Origin of the sequence: Nocardia brasiliensis, assembly GCF_042691675.1 — a bacterium.
Taxonomy (GTDB): Bacteria; Actinomycetota; Actinomycetes; order Mycobacteriales; family Mycobacteriaceae; genus Nocardia; species Nocardia brasiliensis_D.
Genome location: NZ_CP170507.1, coordinates 2,176,329 through 2,195,366, shown reverse-complemented (window position 1 = coordinate 2,195,366; position 19,038 = coordinate 2,176,329). Strand labels below are relative to the sequence as shown.

The following is a 19,038-nucleotide window of genomic DNA, read 5'->3' as shown; positions in this document are numbered from 1 at the left end:
AGAGAACCATGTGGCCGCGGTCGTCTTCCAAACAGCCAGCACAGATTAGCTGTTCGGCTCGCTGGAAGGATGTGGAATAGATATGAACGGCGCGAGAATGGCGTGAAACGTTTAGCTCCCGACGGCAATGATCCGGGTCACCTGCGGCGATGCGCAGGAGCGGAAAATGTTCAGTCCTCTCGACACGCGTAGATGCGACAGCGGACCACGCAATCCCGTTACTTCGCAGCGATCCGGACAAAGCGCCGATGCCGGACCGTGGACCGATATTCGCTGCGAATCGCAAGTCACATTAAGACACTGACCGGTCGGTAACCAAATCATTGCCAGCGCTGCTCATTCCAGGGCAGAGCGATCTGCTCGGCTAGTTCCATGACGCATCAACTCAAGGTCTGATTTCCGCCAGCGCAGCCGCCCCGCGCCGACTTGACTTGGTCCTGCGACCGCACCACCGAGGCGAGATCGCAAGAACGGGAAGGGAAATGAAGAACATGGCTACACGGTTCGCGGAAAAGGTCGTGCTGATCACCGGCGCCAGCTCGGGCGTCGGCAAGGCGGTGGCCCTGCGGGTGGCGAGCGAAGGGGCCGCCGTGGTGCTCGGCGCGCGCGGCAAGGACGCGGGCGAGCAGGTGGCGTCCGACATCCGCGCGGCGGGTGGCAGGGCGCTGTTCGTCGCGACCGACGTCACCGTGGAGGCGGATGTGGCGCGGCTTACTCAGGCTGCGCTCACCGAGTACGGGCGACTCGACGCGGCCTTCAACAATGCGGGTGCGGTCAATGCCTTCGGCCCCGTCTCCGAGATCGGTGAGGCGGGCTGGCGCGCCGATCTGGAACTCAACCTGACCAGTGTGTTCTACGGTCTGCGCCACCAAGTGCCCGCACTGGTTGCGGGCGGTGGGGGTGCGATCCTGAACAACGCGTCGAACCTCGGCGTCGTCGGCATGGGCTCGGTTGCCCCGTATGTGGCGGCCAAGCACGGCGTCGTCGGTCTGACCAGGGCGGTGGCGCTGGAAGCCGCCGAGCAAGGTGTCCGGGTGAATGCGCTGATCTCCGGTGCGATCGACACCCCGGCGTTCCGCAATTCGATGGGCGCGACGCCCGAGGGTGCGGCGGCCATCGCCGCGCTGCACCCGCTGGGCCGGATCAGTCAGCCTGCCGAGATCGCGTCGTTCTGCGCGTACCTGCTCAGTGATGAAGCCAGTTTCGTTACCGGTGCCGCACTCGCGATCGATGGTGGGTTCACGGCTCGGTGAACGCTGGAGCCCCGGCGGAGGTGCGGCAGCTGGGGCACCTGGGGCACGTGGGGCACCTGGGGCAACGGAGTGCCGGGCTCTCAGCCTCGGTGCCGTGGGGGCACTCGGGGCAGCGCAGCACCGGAGCCGGGGCGTCGGGACACTTGGCCCAGCGCAGCCACTAGGGTCCGCTGCCTTAAGCAGCGGGCCTCTTGGCGGCAACGCAGCGCTGGGGCTCTGGCGCCTCAAAACAACGGGCACTCAGCGCCAGCGGAGTGCTGGGGCCTTGGGGCTTCAAGACAGCGGAGCACCGAGGCACTGAAGCCTCGAGACAGCGGGCCTGTTAGCCGCAGCGGAGCACGGGGGTTCGGCCTCGAGTCAGCGGGGCACTTCGCCGCAGCGGAGCACCGGGGTACCGACGTCTCGAGGGCATCGGGCCTCTCGGTCGCAGCGAAGCACCGGGCTGGGCCTCGAGACAGCGGGGCGATCGGCCGCGGCGGAGTACCGCGGCCTCGAGTTCGAGACACCTGGGCACTTGGTGCAGCGGGGTGCTTAGGCACTGGCGCGCCTCGAGACAACGGGCCTGGCTGGGGCAGCGGAGCATCCGGGTTCTGACGCGTCGGGGCAGCGGGCCTCTTGGCGGCGGCGGAGTACCGGGGCACTGACCTTCAAGACAGCGAGGCACTTGGGGCAAGTGAGGGCGCTTAGGCACAGGCGCACAGGCACTGAAGCAGTTGGGGTACCTGGGCGACGGCACTGCGGGCATCGAAACTCGGCGCTTATCGAAGAATGCTCGGACGGGTCGCCGCGCGCGACCCGTCCGAGCCCCAGCGGAACCGACCCGACGTGATCCCGCTAGCACACGAGCCGAGACCTGCTCGTGTTGATCCCGGTGCCGACCCTGAACGGTCGCGATGGCGGTCGCAATCCCCCCAGTTCCGTACGCGTGATGCCCTTCCATCGTCTGACCTCCCGCCCCCACCCACAAGTCCCCGAAACTAGGGGGGCACATCGACACCGATCCCCCGACCCCCAGCCCACCCACTCACAAGCCGCGCACGAATCCGCCCCCTGCACACGACCCGGCTGCCAATCACCTACGCCGCAAACAAGATCGCACACGCCACGACCCACCCGCCGCAGTCGAACCTGCCGCGCAGGAAGTGGGGCCCGGCACGCATAGCGGCCCGCGATTATCCACGCAGCCAGCCGAAACCCGCGCACGAATCAGCCCCCTGCACACAACCTGGCTGCCAATCACCTACGCCGCAAACAAGATCGCACACGCCACGACCCACCCGCCGCAGTCGAACCTGCCGCGCAGGAATTGGGGCCCGGCACGCATAATGGCCCGCGATTATCCACGCAGCGAGCCGAAACGCGGCCTGACGAAAACCCACTAAGGCACGCGGCGGAACGTTCTCAGCGCGGTCACGCCCTCATCGCGTGGCCGCAGATCGGGCACCATCGACGGCGGCGCTGGCGTCGATGGTGGCGGCCTCGCGGGACCACAGGGGCCCGCGAGGGGTTTGTCAGGAGCGGATCAGCAGGCGGCGGAGCGGGCCACGGCGTTCGGTGGCTCCCGCGGTGCGGACGGCGGGCTGGCGCTGGTGGATCAGGCGGTCGAATTCTGTTGGTGTGCCTGCGGGTTCGGGTAGGCGACCGGCGTTGAAATCGTCGGCGAGCTGCTGCACCGTTTCCTGCGCGCAGGATTTGTTGGTGCCGATGAAGCCGGTGGGGCCGCGCTTGATCCAGCCGGTGACGTAGGTGCCGGGCAGTACAGCGCCGTCGGTGCGCTCCAGGACGCGGCCGTCCCGGTTCGGGATCACGCTGGCGGCGTCGTCGAACGGCAGGCCGGGCAACGGCACGCCACGGTAGCCGACCGAGGTGAGTACGAGCCCGGCGTCGAGGCGTTCGGTGGCGCCGGTCGCGACCGCACGGGTGCGGCCGTCCGCGTCGGTGACGAGTTCGTTGCGGCTGACCTCGATGCCCGCGACCCGGTCGGTGCCGAGAATCTCGGTGGGCGAGGCGAGGTATCGGAAGACGACCCGCTTGCGTTCGCCGAACGGCCTGCTGCGCACGGTGTGCAGTAACCGCAGCTTCTGCTCGACCTGATACGGCAGACCGTCGACGATCTCGGGCAGTTCGCCCTCGATCGCGATGTCCACGTCGGCACCGAGCAGTCCGACGAATTCGGGCACGGTGAAAGCGGATTCGAGCGGACCTCGACGTCCGAGAATCACCACTTCCTCGATCTTGCTCTCCCGCAACGCCCGCAGCGCGTACGGCGCGATATCGGTGCGCGACAACGATTCCGGGTCGCTGGTCAGAATGCGCGCGACGTCGAGCGCGACATTGCCGTTGCCGACGATCACGGCGCGCTGCTGCGACAGGTCGAAGATGCGGTCCGCGTGATCGGGATGCCCGTTGTACCAGGCGACGAAGTCGGTGGCCGAGATATTGCCGCGCAGTCCCTCACCGGGGATGTCGAGCTTGCGGTCGGCGGACGCACCGACGGCATAGATCACCGCGTGGAAGTGATCGAGCAGTTCCTCATGCGAAACATGCGCGCCCACTTCGACATTCAGATACGAGCCGAATCCGGGCTGCGCCGAGATGATGTCGAACAGCTCGCTGACCTTGCGGGTCTTGGCATGGTCCGGCGCGACGCCGTGGCGGGCCAGCCCATAGGGCACCGGCAGCCGGTCGAACACGGTCACCGACACGTCGGGCTGGGTCAGCAGCTCGTCGGCCGCGTACATGGCCGACGGCCCCGAGCCGACGATCGCCACCCGCAGCGACTGACGCTCGGTGCGAATCTCAGCCGCGGGCACCGGCTTCGCCAGCAGCGGGCGTGGCCGGGTCTGCCGGTAGAAGTCGGCGTTGATCTCGATGAACGGCTTCTGCTCATCGGTCAGCTTCTTGGCCGACACGATCGCGTCGACCGGGCACGCGGTGGCGCAGGCGCCGCAGTCGACGCACGCCTGCGGGTCCACGTACAGCATGTCCGCGGTGAGGAAATCCGGTTCATCCGGCGTGGGATGGATGCAGTTGACCGGGCAGGCGTACACGCAAGACGCGTCGCTGCAACAAGATTGGGTGACGATGTAGGGCACGTCAGCCGGCCTTGGCCGCGCGCAACGGCTCCGAACGGTAGCGGGTGGTGTGGCCGTCGATCTTGAGCAGTTTCCAGATCGCCTTGGAGACCGGGTTCATCAGGCCGATGTCCTTGGCCAGCGTGCGTACGTCACCGAAGAAGTCGCTGAACTCCTGCTTGGATTCCTTCGACCCGTAGAACAGCTCCTTGCGGACGTAGTCCGGGATGTCGAATTCGCGCCAGAAGGACCGGGGCGGGGTGAAGATCGCGCGGCCGAGGATGAACATGACGATCGGCATCGCGATGGACAGGATGAACTTGCTGCCCGCCTTCGATTCCGGCACGTGGATCTTCAGGAACTCGTGCGCGAAGGAGATGTGCCGCGCCTCTTCGGCGACGTGAATCGCCATCACCCCGCGCATGATCGGGTGCACGTCTTCGCCGGAGCGCAGGATCGCCTTCTGGATGTGGTCGATCGGCTCCTCGCCGGCCAGCACCGCCATGAAGAACAGGTTCGGGAACAGCGCGGCGACGGGGGCGCCCAGGTACTTGAACTTGCGCACCAGCGGGCCCATGCCGGGCACGTCCTCACCGATCCGGTTGACCATCTCCTGGAACATCAGGGTGTGGTTGTGCTCCTCGATCATCTCGTGGGAGCAGTAGCGGAATTCGGGGGAACCGTTGGGTAGGCCGAAGTTGTGCGTGACCATGCCGCTGATCAGGATCGTTTCGAACTGCAGCCCGACCTTGGCGACATTGGCCTGGCGGTACTTGCCGATCGCGATCTTGCGCTCGAGCGGCAGCGCCTGGTACCAGGGGTGGCGACCGAGCGGGTCGGCGGAGACCGGGAGGACCCACCGCTCCTCCCCCGCGTCGACGGCGAAGTCGGGGTTATCCCAGTCGATGTCCTCGTACGGGTCGAAATGCTTGTTCACCGAACCCTCGGAGAGCAGCAGCAGCGTCGCGGCGTACTCCTGCGCCTTCTCCAGATCGGGGTCGACCGGGGGCGTCACGGCTGTAGACATCGTCGCAGCTGCCTCTCCTCGTAGAACGTTTACCTGTATCCCATAGTTACACCTACGGCCGGTCACGTCAACCCGCGAAGACACCCGAGCGAACCTGGACGAATGATCACAGGGCACTGATGAAATACGGAAGGCCGCCGCCACCAATTCCCTCTCAGCAGGGGAACGGTGGCCGCGGCCTACTCGGCGCAGCTCATTGATAAAGCGTTATCCGCTGGCGGTAGCCCTCATCGCTACCGCCAGCGGATAACTGCCCCTAGTGCAGCCCGAGCTGCGCCAACCCCACGATCACCGCGTCGGCGGGCAGGGCAAGCGCCATGCCGACACCCGCCACCGACAGCCCGGCCGCGAGCGCCACCCTGGTCAAGCGGCGCTTGGTGCGCTGCGATAACACCAATGCCCTGGTGGCCGCCCGGTGCGCGCCGCCCCCGCGCCGCTTGGCGTGGTGCTTGCCCGCCGCCTCCTCGGCGGCAACGGCGGCTCGCCTGCCGATGATCGCCGCACCGTCCGCGATGGTGCGTTCCGGATCGGGCGCGGTGATCACCGGCCGGGCCAGCTCGCCCGCGAGCACCTGGGCCACTTCGACCGGCCGCGCCGCGCCGCCGACCACGAGGACACAGTCGACATCGGCCATGGTGACGTCCGCGATGCGCAGACAGCGATAGACGAGTTCCAAGGAGGACCGCACGTGCTTGGTCCGTAACTCATCGGCGGTCGTGCCCATGACCGAACCCGAGATAGAGGCCGACGGCAATCCGTGCCCGGCGCGCGAGGCGACCAGCGCACCGAAGGCCCGCCCGCCGAATTCGGCGGAGCGCAGCGGCTCGCCGACGATCGGATTACGCGGACAGCCCGCGCCGACCCGGACCAGCGTGATGTCCAGACTAGCGCCGCCTAGGTCATAGACGAGGGCCAGCCCCGGCATGAGCGGACCGCGATCGGCTTCCAGCCAGGCCGCCGCCGCGATGGGTTCGGCCACCAGCTCGACATGGTCGAGACCGATGGCGTCCAACGAGGCACGCAGATCGCCGACGTGCGCCTCGGTGTAGCGCGCCGGATGGGTCAGCACGATGCCGACTTCGGTGCTGCGCGCGGTGTAGTGCGGGTGCTCGAGCAGCGTCTCGGTGATCAGGCTTTCGGCGACCACCGCCACCAGATCCGCGGGTGACAGGGCACGGTGGCCGACCCGCGCGGACATGATCGAGCGTTGGGTGAGATCGGCGAATTCGATGATCGCGCGCCCGTGTCGCGGAATCATGCCGACGCGGGCCAAGCCCGTGCTGTCGAAGGTGAGCGTGGTTCGGCGAGTGATGGATTGGGATCGCTGGGTCCACCGGCGGCCCGGTGGAGCCTCGGGGGATGGCAGCTGGCGCAGCCAGCGGGGCGGGTAAGCGCCGTCAGAACGCTCGTCCGCCAGGGCGGAAACCGTGTTCACCGTGCCGATGCTCAAACCGAGACCAACCGCCATCGCAATCCACCTGATCGCCGAGCCGATTTGCTTCGAACTCCGTCCACGCAACCACTCCGCGACCCGCCTGCCAACCACCGGACACCCTGTTGTCCGCAGCCCGCCTGTTTTGAAACACGTTACATAGCACAAGCATCCATCCTGGTCACCTGCCCTGGAGGGCGGCGAGTGCGGCGGGAGCCGGATCCCAGTGCGACACGCCGATATTCGGCGCTGTCCCGTCCCGGTTTGCCGCACGGCGAAATAACCGCACACCCATCGGGGACCGTCGCGGATACGCGTTCTCACATGCTGTGATAGCCCCTAACAATCGCTGAAACGCCTGACACGCGACCAGCGGAGAGCGATACTGCACAGACCAGCCGGAGCACGGCCCACCCGCCGCGCCGCCCGACCCGCATGCCCGCACACAACGCGGACACCGCAGCGACTTCGTATCCCCATGCCCGGAGCACCAGCACACCGAAAACCGATGGATCTCCTTGCGCCAGCACAAGATCAGCAACGATCCAGCAGCCGGACGACAACTCAGTGCGCGGGCAACTCCGGAATTCTGGTCGCCCGCGCATACACCGTCTCGCCATCGGCCAACCGCAGCGCCTCCGCGTCACCGCGCGTCACCTGCGCGGCGAACAGATCACCGGTGGCCGCGTTGCGCAGCTCGACCCGCACCTCGAAACCCAAGTGCACGACACGCTCGACGGTGGCCCTGGTGACCCCCGCCGACTCGGCGGTCCCCTCGTGCTCGGCCAGCGACATGCTCGGCTCCCGACCGACGCGAATATCGTGCGGCCGCACCAGATGTCCGTTGAGCCGCGCCACCGCGCCGAGGAAAGACATCACGAACTCGTTGGCGGGCCGGTCGTACACGTCCTCCGGCGTACCGATCTGCTCGATGCGCCCCTTGTTCATCACCGCGATCCGATCGGCGACGTCCAAGGCCTCCTCCTGGTCGTGGGTGACCAGCACGGTGGTCACGTGCACCTCTTCGTGCAGCCTGCGCAGCCAGCTGCGCAGATCGGCGCGGACCTTGGCGTCCAGCGCGCCGAACGGCTCGTCGAGCAGCAGCACCTGCGGGTCGACGGCGAGCGCCCGGGCCAGGGCCATGCGCTGACGCTGGCCGCCGGACAGCTGCGCCGGGTAACGGTGCTGGAAGCCGTCGAGACCGACGATGCCGAGCAGTTCGTCGACCCGCTTGCGGATCTCGTTCTTGGGACGCTTGCGGATCTTCAAGCCGAAGGCCACATTGTCGCGCACGGTCATGTGCTTGAACGCGGCGTAATGCTGGAACACGAACCCGATGTCGCGCTTCTGCGGCGGGACCCGGGTGACGTTGTTCCCCGCGATCATCACCACGCCGGAGTCGAGCGACTCGAGCCCGGCGATCGAGCGCAGCAGCGTCGACTTGCCCGAACCGGACGGCCCGAGCAGGGCGGTCAGCTCGCCGGACGGGATATCGATGGTGACGTCGTCGAGCGCGGCGAACGAACCGTAGTTCTTCTTCGCATTGGTCACGGTGATCATTTGGTGCCCCGTTTGCGTTCGAGGAGGGTCATCAACAGGAGTGTCACGAGGGCCAGGCCCATCAGCAGGGTCGCGGCGGCGTAGGCGCCGAAGGTGTTGTGGTCGTTGATGTATCGGCCGTGCACGAGCAGCGTCAGGGTCTGCGACGTACCGGGCAGCGCGGACGACACCATGATCACCGCGCCGAACTCGCCGAGCGCACGCGCGACGGTCAGCACGACGCCGTAGGTGAGGCCCCAGCGGATAGCGGGCAGGGTGATCCGCCAGAACGTCTGCCAGCGGGTGGCACCCAGGGTAGCGGCGGCCTGTTCCTGGTCGTCGCCGATCTCGTGCAGCACCGGTTCGACCTCGCGCACCACAAACGGCAGCGTGACGAAGATGGTGGCGATCACCATGCCGGGCAGATTGAAGATCACCTTCAAGCCGATGTCCTCGAGACCGCCGAACCAGCCGCCCGCGCCCCACAGCAGGATCAGCGCGACACCGACCACCACCGGCGAGACCGCGAAGGGCAGATCCACGATGCCCTGAACCAGCGTGCGGCCGGGAAACTTGCCACGCACCAACGCGATCGCGGTGACGATGCCGAAGACGACGTTCACCGGAACCACGATCGCCACGATGATCATCGACAGCTGGAACGCGGAGATGGCCGCGGGTGTGGTGATCGAGTCGACGAACGCGCCGATGCCTTTTTCGAAGGTGCGCACCAGGATGATGATCAGTGGCAGCACCAGCAACACGAACAGGTAGCCCAGCGCCACCACCCGCAACGAAATCCGGGTAGGCCAAGACAGATTCATCGCGATTCCTGTTCCTTGCGCACGCTGCGCTCGGCGAGCAACCGGAGCACCAGCAGCGATGCGAACGAAATGGCCAGCAGCGCAACCGAAACCGCCGCGGCATTGAGCGGACGGTCGATCTCGATCTGCTTCTGGATGTACTGCGAGGCCATTTCGGTCTCCCGCGGAATGGCGCCGCCGATCAGTACCACCGACCCGTATTCACCGATGGCACGGGCGAAAGCGAGCCCGCCGCCGGAAATGATCGCCGGGCCGAGGGTGGGCAGCACGATGCGGCGGAAGGTGGTCCAGTTGTCCGCGCCGAGCGAGAGCGCGGCCTGCTCGACCTCCCGATCGGCCTCGATGAGCACCGGCTGCACCGAGCGAACCACGAACGGCAGCGTGACGAACGCCAGCGCCACGATCAGGCCGGGCTGAGTCGCGTTGAGGTGGATGTCGATCGGGCTCTGCGGCCCGTACAACGACAGCAACACGATGCTGGCCACGATCGTCGGCAGCGCGAACGGCAGGTCGATCAGCGCGTTGACGATGCCCTTGCCCGGAAAGTCGTCGCGGACCAGCACCCAGGCGATGAGCGTGCCCATCACCACGTTGATCACCGCGACCACCACCGAGACGAGCACGGTGATCCGCAGCGAGTCCAGTGCGGCGGGCGCGGTGACCGCGTTCCAGAAGCCGGACCAGCCCTCGTCGAACGAGGCGACGGTGAGCGCGGCCAGCGGCAGCAGCACGATGATGCTGAGCCACAGCACCGCGGTGGCGATGCCGAGCGGGCCCACCGAGCCGGTCACCCGCAGCCAGGACCACTTCGCGCGCGGACCGGTGTCTTTGGTGTCGCCTGGAGCGGGTGTCGACCCGATGCCGGCGGTGCTGCTCTCAGTCACAATCGTCCAGTATCCCGTGTGCCGGACCGGCTACCTGGTCGCCTTGTCATAGATCACCGCGACCGATCCGGTGTTCGGGGCGAACAGTTCCTTGTCCACGGTCTTCCATCCGCCCAGGTCGGCGATGGTCCAGAGTTGCCGCGGCGTCGGGAAGTCGCTGCTGAATTCGGCGGCCACCTGCGGGTCGACCGGACGGAAACCGGCACTCGCCCAAGCCTTCTGGCCCTCGGCGGTATAGAGGAAGTCACGGAAGGCGACGGCCTTCTCCTGGTTCTTGCTCGACTTCAGCACCGCGACCGGATTCTCGATCTTGAAGGTGACCGGCGGCACGATGTGCTCGATGGGGTCGCCGTTGCGTTCGGAGAAGATGGCCTCGTTCTCATAGCTGAGCAGCACGTCGCCGGTGCCTTGCAGGAAGGTCTCGGTGGCCTCGCGGCCCGACTTCGGCTGCACCTTCACGTGCTCCTTGGACACCAGCTGACTCAGGTAGTCCAGACCCGCCTGGGGGTTCTTGCCACCCTCGGACTTGGCCGCGTAGGGAGCGAGCAGGTTCCACTTGGCCGATCCGGAGCTGAACGGGTTCGGGGTGACCACCTCGATACCGGGCTTCAGCAGATCGTCCCAGTCCTTGATGCCCTTCGGGTTACCCTTGCGGACCACGATCGCGACGACCGAGCCGAACGGAATTCCCTTGGTGGCGTCCGCATTCCAACTCGCGTCGACCAGCCCCGCATCGACGAGACGGGTGATGTCGGGCTCGACCGAGAAGTTCACGATATCGGCCGCGGCGCCGTCCTTGACCTTGCGGGACTGATCGCCCGAGGCGCCGTAGGCCCCGTTGACGACGACGCCCTTGCCCTGCTCGGTCTTGTTGAACTCGACGACGACCTTGTCGAAACCGGGCTTGGGGACCGCGTAGGCGTAGAGGTTCAGCGTGCCGCCGCTGCCGTCGGCACCGCTGCCCCCGACCGTGTCACTGGCTCCGCCACCGCAGGCGGTGAGCGCGACCGCCGCGAATGCGGTGAGGGCGGCGACGGTGGAGCGTCGGCGCTGGGAGAGCCACGTTTTACGAGCCATTTCGGGGTGGACCTTTCCTACGGACCGCCGGCTCGGGACCTCGAGCGACGGAGAAGCATTCTGTTGGATCTCCTAGACCTGCCGCCGGATCGATGCGGCAGTGGCGCGACTGTCGGCCGGATCGGCCGCCGAGGTTCGGGAACGTCTGCGGAAAATTGCACGCCAGTCTACGAGGTAGGGACGCGCAGCCGTGCCCGTCGTCGATCAGCGACAGAGAATGTCGGCGACCGCGAGATTGCCGACCGCGATCAACGCCAGTTCATGGCGGACCTGCGGGACGGCACTCGAAGACACGGGCAGACTGTAGCAGAGCGCATGGCGCTATCTCGAATTGCAGAGCTCCAGTAAGAGGGGGGTTTCATCCCATGACTACCAGCCCGGATCGTGTCCGCACCCGGTTCCCCGGCATTAGCACCCGCGCGTGGGAGCACCCCGCCGATCGCACCGCTCTGGTGGCGTTGCGAACGCTGTCCGGGTTCGACACCGTGCTGCGCACCTTGTCCGGTTTGCTGCAAGAACGCCAGCATCGGCTGCTCTATCTGGCCACGGCCGTTCGGGTGGACGAACGTCAGTTCCGTTCGCTGCATCAGTTGCGAGAGGACTGCGTCGAGATCCTCGATGCCCGCACCACGCCGGAGATTTTCGTGCTGCAGAGCCCGCACGTGAATGCCTTCACCATCGGCATGGACCAGCCGTTCATCGTGCTGACCACCGGTTTGATCGATCTGATGGATACCGAGGAGTTGCGTTTCATCGTCGGCCACGAGCTCGGGCACGCACTCTCCGGGCACGCGGTGTATCGCACCATGCTGATGCATTTGCTGCGGATCTCCGCGAGCATCGGCTGGATGCCGGTGGGCGGCTGGGCATTACGCGCGATCGTGGCCGCGCTGATGGAGTGGAGCCGTAAATCCGAGTTGTCCGGCGACCGGGCCGGGCTGCTGTGCGGGCAGGATGTCGACGCCTCGGTGCGGGTGCACATGAAGACGGCGGGCGGCACCTGGATCAAGGAGATGAACCACGGCGCGTTCCTCGCCCAGGCCGACGACTACGAACGTTCCGGCGATCTGCGCGACGGTGTGCTGAAACTGCTCAACCTGGAATTGCAGAGCCATCCCTTCTCCGTGCTGCGCGCCGCCGAGCTGCGCCGCTGGATCCAGAGCGGCGACTATGACCGGCTGCTCGCCGGCGACTACCCGCGGCGCGAACACGACAAGAGCACCAGCCTCGGCGAGGAGATCAAGGAAGCCGCCCGCACCTACCGCACCAATTTCGACCAGTCCGAGGATCCGCTCATCCGCACCGTCCGCAATCTGGGCCGCGATGTGGGTTCCGCGGTGAGCACGGTCGGGCAAGAGGTCGGCGAAACCGTCTCCAAGATCGGTAAGCGCTTCAACGACTGGCGCAGCGGGGAGAACTAGGCCTCAGCGGGTGACGAGCCAGGCGACGACGACGAGGACGAGCAGGGCGATGAGGGCGAGCTGGACGCGCGAACGTGGCATCAGCGGACACCGCTCTGCACGGTCGGACGAGCGTCGACCGAGGTGAGCTCGGCGGGCAGGGTGTCGGGCACGGCGGGCAATGCCTGCTCGACCCCGTGCTTGCGGTCGAGCACGCGCAGCGCCAAGCGCAATGCCCGGTCCAGCAGGTAGGCGATGGCGAAGCTGACCGGAACCATACCCACCAGCACCACCAGGAACTGCGGGATGAACGGGAGTCCCGCGACCCACAGCTCGAAGCTGTCCCACCAACCTGCGATCCGATGCACCAACCCAGCCTAGTAGCTCCACCTGAGAGCTCGGCAAGTCCAATTCGAGACCTCGTGCCGCGGGCACGGCCCTGGCTACAGTGAGCTATGGCGTCCTCCGATGATCTCACCGTCGACGAACCGTACGACCTGCCGGTGGTGAGCAGGCTGACCGAATCACGGAAACACGGCGCCTACCCGCCGATCGACGACTACGCGTTCCTGTCCGACTGCGAGACCAGCTGCCTGGTCGCGAGCAATGGCTCGGTCGAGTGGATGTGCGTCCCGCGCCCGGATTCGCCGAGCGTCTTCGGGGCGATGCTGGACCGCAGCGCGGGCCATTTCCGGATCGGCCCGTATGGCGTGAACGTGCCCGCCGCGCGCCGCTACCTGCCGGGCGGGATGATCCTGGAGACCACCTGGCAGACCGAGACCGGTTGGCTGATCGTGCGCGACGCGCTGGTGCTCGGCCCGTGGCACAACAACGACCAGCGCTCCAAGACGCACCGGCGCACCCCGATGGACTGGGATGCCGAGCACCTGCTGTTGCGCACGGTGAAGTGCGTGAACGGCACCGTCGAGCTGGAGATGAGCTGTGAGCCCTCGTTCGACTATCACCGCGGCACGGCCCGCTGGGAGTACACCGGCAAGGTCTACGAGGAGGCGACCGCCGTCCGCGCCGACGACTCGAGCGCGGGCCCGACGCTGGTGCTGACCACCGATCTGCGGCTCGGCCTGGAGGGCCGAGAGGCGCGCGCCCGCACCAGGATGGAGGAGGGCGACGAGGTCTACGTCGCGTTGACCTGGTCGGAATTGCCCGCGCCCAAGACGTTCGAGGACGCGGCGCAGAAGATGTGGCAGACCACCGAGTGCTGGCGGCAGTGGATCACCCTCGGCAATTTCCCGGATCACCCGTGGCGCAACTATTTACAGCGCAGCGCGCTGACGCTCAAGGGCCTCACCTACGCCCCGACCGGTGCGCTGTTGGCCGCCGCGACCACGTCGCTGCCGGAAACACCTGGCGGTCAACGTAATTGGGACTACCGCTACACCTGGGTACGCGATTCCAGCTTCGCCCTGTGGGGGCTGTACACGCTCGGGCTCGACCGCGAGGCCGACGACTTCTTCTCCTTTCTGCGCGACGCCACCACCGATGAGAACGGCGATGCCGTTCCGCTGCAAGTGTTGTACGGCATCGGCGGCGAACGCCGAATCACCGAGGAGACGCTCGATCACCTCGGCGGATATGACGGCGCCAAGCCGGTGCGCATCGGCAACGCCGCCTACAACCAGGATCAGCACGACATCTGGGGCACCATGCTCGATGCCGTGTACCTGCACGTGAAGTCGCGCCAGCAGGTGCCGGAAACACTGTGGCCGTTACTGGAAAGGCAGGTCCGCGCGGCCATCGCGCACTGGCGCGAGCCGGACCGCGGCATCTGGGAAGTGCGTGGCGAGCCACAGCATTTCACCTCGTCCAAGGTGATGTGCTGGGTGGCGCTGGATCGCGGCGCCAAGCTGGCCGAACTGCACGGCCAGTTCGAGCACGCCACCGAGTGGTACACCATCGCCGAGGAGATCAAGGCCGACATCCTCGAGCACGGGGTGAACGCCAACGGCGTCTTCACCCAGACCTACGGCGGCGACACCCTGGACGCCTCACTGCTCTTGGCGGTGCTGACCCGCTTCCTGCCGCCGGACGACCACCGGATCCGGGCCACCGTGCTGTCCATCGCCGACCTGCTCACCGAGAACGGCCTGGTGCTGCGCTACCGCACCGAGACCACCGACGACGGATTGACCGGCGCCGAAGGCACTTTCACCATCTGCTCGTTCTGGCTGGTGTCCGCGCTGGTGGAGATCGGCGAGGTGCAGCGCGCCCGGCACCTATGCGAGCGGCTCCTCGGTTTCGCCAGTCCGCTGCGCCTGTATGCCGAGGAGATCGATCCGCGCAGTGGCCGCCACCTCGGCAATTTCCCGCAGGCCTTCACCCACCTGGCGCTGATCAACGCGGTCACGCATGTGATCAGGGCTGAGGAAAACCGCAACGCGGGCGGCTTCCAGCCCGCCCACACTCCCGCGAACCACCCTGGCTGACGGGGGTTTTCGTCAGGCGGCCAGACTGTCGGCCTGCTCGCGCAGGCCGCGCAGTTTGCCGAGCTGACCGTCGAGTTCGGCGATCCGGTCCCCGCTGTGATCGCCGTATTTCTCGAAGGCGGCCTCGGCCAGGCGCAGTGCCTCGTCCGCCTGCCGGGAGACGTCGGTCGCGATCTCGGTGAAGTGGTCGCGCAGCACTCGCTGCATGGCGCGCAACCGATTTCGCGATTCCTTGCTCACCTGGAAGATGACATCGTCCATCAGCCGGGCCACCGCGACCTTCGCCTCGGCGCGGCGGCGGGCCTTGCGAGCCTTGCGGTCGTCCCACAGCGCGTTGACGCCGAGCAGCACACCCGCACCGGCCGAGTACCAGTTCACCAGCGACATGCCGAGCAGGCTGGTGGCCAGACCGACCATCAGGATGCCGCCGTAGGAGCCGCGCAGCGCGGACAGGAACTGCTGCGTCACACTGGCTTTCGCGCTTTCCAACGGCTCGAGCGGCTGTACCGGCTCCAGTACCTCACCGGGCTTGTCCAAACGCAGATCGGGCAGCGGCGCGGCGCGGTTGTCCGCCAGGAACTTCGAGGCCACCTGCTCGGAGAGTTCGACGGAGCGATAGTGCGCCATCACGAAGTTCTCCTCGACCGCCTCACAGATCCTGGCGTCGAGGTCGGTACCGAATTCCTTCCAGCGGCGCGCCGGATCGGTCTGGGTGATCTCGGCCTCGGCGTCGCGCACCAGGTTGCGTAGCCGATGGCGAAGGTCGTGCTCGATGTCGGCCATCAGCTCCGTGCTGCCGTCGACCAGGGTGACCTGCCAGTTCGCCGTGCGCTGGCGCAGTTGCTCGGCGCCGTCGCGGGCCCGGACCAGCTGGTCGGTGATCTCGGCCCGGCGCCGCGGGTCACGCAGCGACTCGGCCTCGTTGCGCAGCGTCAACGCGAGATGGTCGCTGACCAGCCGGATGTCCTGCACCGCGGCTTCCACCGCGACCGTGTCGGCACGGGCGACCACGTAGTCGCGCAGATGGTCGATCAGTTGCGGGACACCGGATTCGATATCGCGCTGATAGTTGCCGGACAGCCCGGCCTGCCGGTGCAGTTCCGCGGACACCGGCGCCACCGCGAAGCCGAGACCGGCCGCGTCGAGCAGCTCCCGGTTGCGCTGTTGGGTGTGCGACCAATGCGGGTACTGATCGATCTTGTTGAGCACGCAGATGACGGTCGGGCAGATCTGCTGGATGCGCTGCAGATAGGCGATCTGCTCCGCGGTGAGTTCCGCCGCGGCGTCACCGACGTAGAGCACGGCGTCGGCGGCGGCGACCATCGACCAGGTGGTGGGGTTGTCGGCGCCGTGCGCGCCCGGCGCGTCCATCACCACGACACCGTCGGCAAGCAGTGGGCTCGGCTGGGTGAACTCGGCGCGGATCACGCCGAAACCGGAGATGGCGGGGCCGGGGTCGAGCGGGTCCACCGACTGCCGCTCGGTGCGGCCATCGACCGAACGCACCAGGGTGGCGGTCGGTTCCGGGCCGTACTCGACGATGACGGGCACGCTCAGGTCGCTCGCGGTCGCACTGACCGAGGCGCCGACCAGGCTGTTGACCAGCGTGCTCATCCCGTTCTTCGGCTCACCGACGACGACGAGACGAACCCGGGGATCGCTCACCCTGGCCCGGACCATGCTCAGTCGGCTGCCGAGATCGTTCCGGCCCGCTGATCGGGTCATCTCCCACAATTCGTCGAGAATCCGGATGAGCGGCGCCATCGCGTCCGGGTGTTTCACCGTGGCGGCCTTCAGCCCGGCTGCGGCAGACAACCCTCCTCCTTACGCTGGTTTGCTTTCGATCGACATGGATGCCCCCGCTCATCCCCTCCCACAGAGATCCGCTTACACCAACGGTATGTCCCAGCCGCCCGGTGTCGCGTGGTGGGTCTCGGCCATCATCGAGTCCGGCATCAACCCGCCGGACAGACCGCTGCCCGAGGCGGCGGCGAGCGTCGAATGATCGGTGTACGCCGTGTAGTCGCTGACCGGCTGCGCGGTCGCGGCGACCATGTGCGTGCTGTTGATCGGATCGGCGATCGCGTGCGGCTTCGGGTCCATTACCGGCGGCTTGTACGTCGGCACCGGCGCCTGGGTGGGCGACGGGGCGTGGAAAGTCGGCGGCAGGTCGTGCGTCGGCACCGGCGCGTTGTGCGTCGGGACGGCGGTCGGCACGTCATGGGTCGGCACGGACACGGTCGGCTCCGGCTGGGTCACCGTCGGCACCTCGCGGGTCGGCACGCTCGGCTGAGTGGTGACGCCGCCGGTCGCGCCGCCGTTGCCCGTTCCCGTGCCGGGGGTGGTCACATCGCCGTCCGGGTCGGTGGTCGGCACCTGCGTCGGGTGCGTTCCGGTGGCACCGGGTGTCTTGGTGGTCGGCACGTCCGGGCCGGTGCTGATGCCACCGTGCGGTGCGGTGGGGACGCCCGGGATCTTCGTGCCCAGGTCCGGCGTCTTCGGGACGCTCGGCGCGGTGACATCGCTCGGTACCACCGGGACCGGGACGGTCTTGGTGATGGTGGTCGGCGTGTTCGGCGTCGTGATCGTGACGTCCGAGGAGTGCGGGTCGGTCGCCGGAGTCGGCTTCACCACCGGTGTCGGCCGCGCCTGATCGAACAGCGCGGGCGTGGCGGCGGCGGGCACGGTGAGCACCGACGGACCCTCCGGTTGCCCGATGACGTTCGCGATCGGCGTGGTCGCGGCGTCCGGCTGGATTGTGGTCTGCAGCGGGGTGGCCACCACCGGCTGCGGGGCGCTCGTTACCGGCGCCACCGCGACAACGGGCGCCGCCGCGGCGGCCGCCACCGGCGCGGGCGCCGTCGACATGATCGGCGCGGGCGCGGCGAGCGGCTGCGGGACCGGCTGCGTGGTGGCGGTGGGCACCGTCGAATGGCTGGAATGGCCGGACTGATTCGACTGGTGCGTGGACGAGCCAGGGGTGCTGAGACCGCCGACGACGCCGGGGGTGCCGTGGCTGGTCACGGTCGGGTCGGTCACCGATCGACCGCTGCCGTCCGGCACGTGCAGGCCGCTGCCGAGCCAGTCGGTGAACTGGTCGAGCTGGTCGCCCACGTGACCGGCGCCGAGATCGACCTTCATCTCGGAATTGAAGTAGATGCCCTGCGGTCCGACGCCGAAGTCCACCGACCACTGCGTTCCGACGAAGATTCCGAGGGGATCACCACCGTCGCCGACACCGTCGAACGGGCCGCCGGCCGACGGAGCGGCGGCGGCAGCGGGGTTCGTACCGGGCAGACCCGGCGCGACGAAACCGTTCGCACCGGGCAGGCCGAAACCGTGCCCGGCTTGGCCGAGGCCGTGGCCGGGCAGGCCGAAACCATTGCCGCCGGGCAGGTCGAGGCCGTTCGAGGGCGCGTGGTTGGGCGTTCCCGGCAGCGGCAGTCCGCTGGATTCGGGAGTAGCACCGATCCCGCTGGGTGCGCCGGACAGCCCGGGCAACTGCATGCCCTGCTGGCCGGACCCGCCGCCGGGCAGGCTCGGCAGCTCCATGCCGTGCTGACCGGAGTCGCTGCCGGGCAGCGGGAAGCCCGCGTCGGTGCCGTTGTATTCGCCACCCAGGGACGGCAGCGGCAGGTCCGCGCCGCCGGCGGTGCCGGGCAGGTTGAACCCGGAGTTGCCGTGTGCGACGGGCGAATTGCCCGAATGCGGCGAGTTCAGCGGAGCGGGTTCCACGACCGGGTCCGGAAACGTGATCACCGGGGAAGGAGTGTCGGAATCGGGATCGCTGTTGTGCGCCCAGCCCGCATTCCAGCTGTCCAGTCGGGACGAGCCGGGGTGTTCAGGGGTGCCGCCGCCGTCGTAGGCGGCGACCAGGGCACCGCCGGTGACGTACGCACCCGCCCGCGCGACCCGCGCGACACCCGTGGCCACCCGGTAGGCGGTGTCACCCGCGTGCTCGGCTGCCTCGGTGGTGTCGTCATCGAAGGGCAGGTCACGCGTCATCGAAGCTCCATCTCGGGGGTTCCAGCGGCCATCCTCACCGCCGATCGGACCGAGTGAAGATCACCTAACACTATTTCGG

General features: G+C 67.6%; 14 protein-coding genes. 3 read left to right on the top strand and 11 right to left on the bottom strand.

What is annotated here, in order from left to right; genetic code table 11:
• Nucleotides 1-491 precede the first annotated feature (491 nt).
• Nucleotides 492-1,253: an SDR family NAD(P)-dependent oxidoreductase gene (locus tag ACFK0J_RS10190; RefSeq protein ID WP_378738755.1), complete on the top strand. Its 762-nt coding sequence runs from the start codon at nucleotides 492-494 to the stop codon at nucleotides 1,251-1,253.
• A gap of 1,511 nt (nucleotides 1,254-2,764) precedes the next feature.
• Here ACFK0J_RS10190 and ACFK0J_RS10185 read toward each other — a convergent pair.
• The 8 genes from ACFK0J_RS10185 to ACFK0J_RS10150 form a co-directional block, all read right to left on the bottom strand.
• The gene (locus ACFK0J_RS10185) at nucleotides 2,765-4,348 is read right to left on the bottom strand and encodes an FAD-dependent oxidoreductase (RefSeq protein WP_378738753.1); all 1,584 of its coding nucleotides are present in this window, start codon (nucleotides 4,346-4,348) and stop codon (nucleotides 2,765-2,767) included.
• 1 nt (nucleotide 4,349) lies between these two features.
• Complete coding sequence (locus ACFK0J_RS10180) at nucleotides 4,350-5,354, bottom strand: diiron oxygenase (RefSeq protein ID WP_378738751.1); 1,005 nt, start codon at nucleotides 5,352-5,354, stop codon at nucleotides 4,350-4,352.
• Between the two features lie 256 nt (nucleotides 5,355-5,610).
• Nucleotides 5,611-6,822, bottom strand: coding sequence for an Hsp70 family protein (locus tag ACFK0J_RS10175; RefSeq protein ID WP_378738749.1), 1,212 nt, complete (start codon nucleotides 6,820-6,822; stop codon nucleotides 5,611-5,613).
• A 528-nt stretch (nucleotides 6,823-7,350) separates the two neighbouring features.
• Nucleotides 7,351-8,346, bottom strand: a complete 996-nt coding sequence (locus ACFK0J_RS10170; protein ID WP_378738747.1) for a sulfate/molybdate ABC transporter ATP-binding protein — start codon at nucleotides 8,344-8,346, stop codon at nucleotides 7,351-7,353.
• Entirely contained in the window at nucleotides 8,343-9,149 is an 807-nt protein-coding gene (gene cysW / locus ACFK0J_RS10165; protein WP_378738744.1) for a sulfate ABC transporter permease subunit CysW, read from the bottom strand. Before cysW ends, ACFK0J_RS10170 begins: the two co-directional genes overlap by 4 nt.
• On the bottom strand, nucleotides 9,146-10,009 hold the full coding sequence (cysT, locus tag ACFK0J_RS10160; RefSeq protein ID WP_378742739.1) for a sulfate ABC transporter permease subunit CysT: 864 nt from the start codon (nucleotides 10,007-10,009) through the stop codon (nucleotides 9,146-9,148). Before cysT ends, cysW begins: the two co-directional genes overlap by 4 nt.
• Nucleotides 10,010-10,063: 54 nt before the next feature.
• Nucleotides 10,064-11,110: a sulfate ABC transporter substrate-binding protein gene (locus tag ACFK0J_RS10155; RefSeq protein ID WP_378738743.1), complete on the bottom strand. Its 1,047-nt coding sequence runs from the start codon at nucleotides 11,108-11,110 to the stop codon at nucleotides 10,064-10,066.
• 204 nt (nucleotides 11,111-11,314) lie between these two features.
• A complete protein-coding gene (locus ACFK0J_RS10150) occupies nucleotides 11,315-11,404 on the bottom strand; it encodes an Ms4533A family Cys-rich leader peptide (protein ID WP_309546086.1) in 90 nt (29 codons plus the stop codon).
• Nucleotides 11,405-11,475: 71 nt separating this feature from the next.
• Between ACFK0J_RS10150 and ACFK0J_RS10145 the strand changes: the two genes are divergently transcribed.
• Entirely contained in the window at nucleotides 11,476-12,531 is a 1,056-nt protein-coding gene (locus ACFK0J_RS10145; protein WP_378738741.1) for a M48 family metallopeptidase, read from the top strand.
• Nucleotides 12,532-12,611: 80 nt separating this feature from the next.
• On the opposite strand, the gene ACFK0J_RS10140 is transcribed toward ACFK0J_RS10145, so the two are convergent.
• Nucleotides 12,612-12,878 (bottom strand): hypothetical protein, encoded by a 267-nt coding sequence (locus tag ACFK0J_RS10140; protein WP_378738739.1) that lies wholly within the window; start codon nucleotides 12,876-12,878, stop codon nucleotides 12,612-12,614.
• Nucleotides 12,879-12,965: 87 nt separating this feature from the next.
• Here ACFK0J_RS10140 and ACFK0J_RS10135 point away from each other — a divergent pair, with 87 nt between their 5' ends.
• Nucleotides 12,966-14,954, top strand: a complete 1,989-nt coding sequence (locus tag ACFK0J_RS10135; protein ID WP_378738737.1) for a glycoside hydrolase family 15 protein — start codon at nucleotides 12,966-12,968, stop codon at nucleotides 14,952-14,954.
• 12 nt (nucleotides 14,955-14,966) lie between these two features.
• Here the strand turns inward: ACFK0J_RS10135 and ACFK0J_RS10130 are convergent, their stop codons facing one another.
• The gene (locus ACFK0J_RS10130) at nucleotides 14,967-16,769 is read right to left on the bottom strand and encodes a dynamin family protein (protein ID WP_378738735.1); all 1,803 of its coding nucleotides are present in this window, start codon (nucleotides 16,767-16,769) and stop codon (nucleotides 14,967-14,969) included.
• Nucleotides 16,770-16,841: 72 nt separating this feature from the next.
• Nucleotides 16,842-18,959, bottom strand: a complete 2,118-nt coding sequence (locus ACFK0J_RS10125) for a hypothetical protein (RefSeq protein WP_378738733.1) — start codon at nucleotides 18,957-18,959, stop codon at nucleotides 16,842-16,844.
• Nucleotides 18,960-19,038 lie beyond the last annotated feature (79 nt).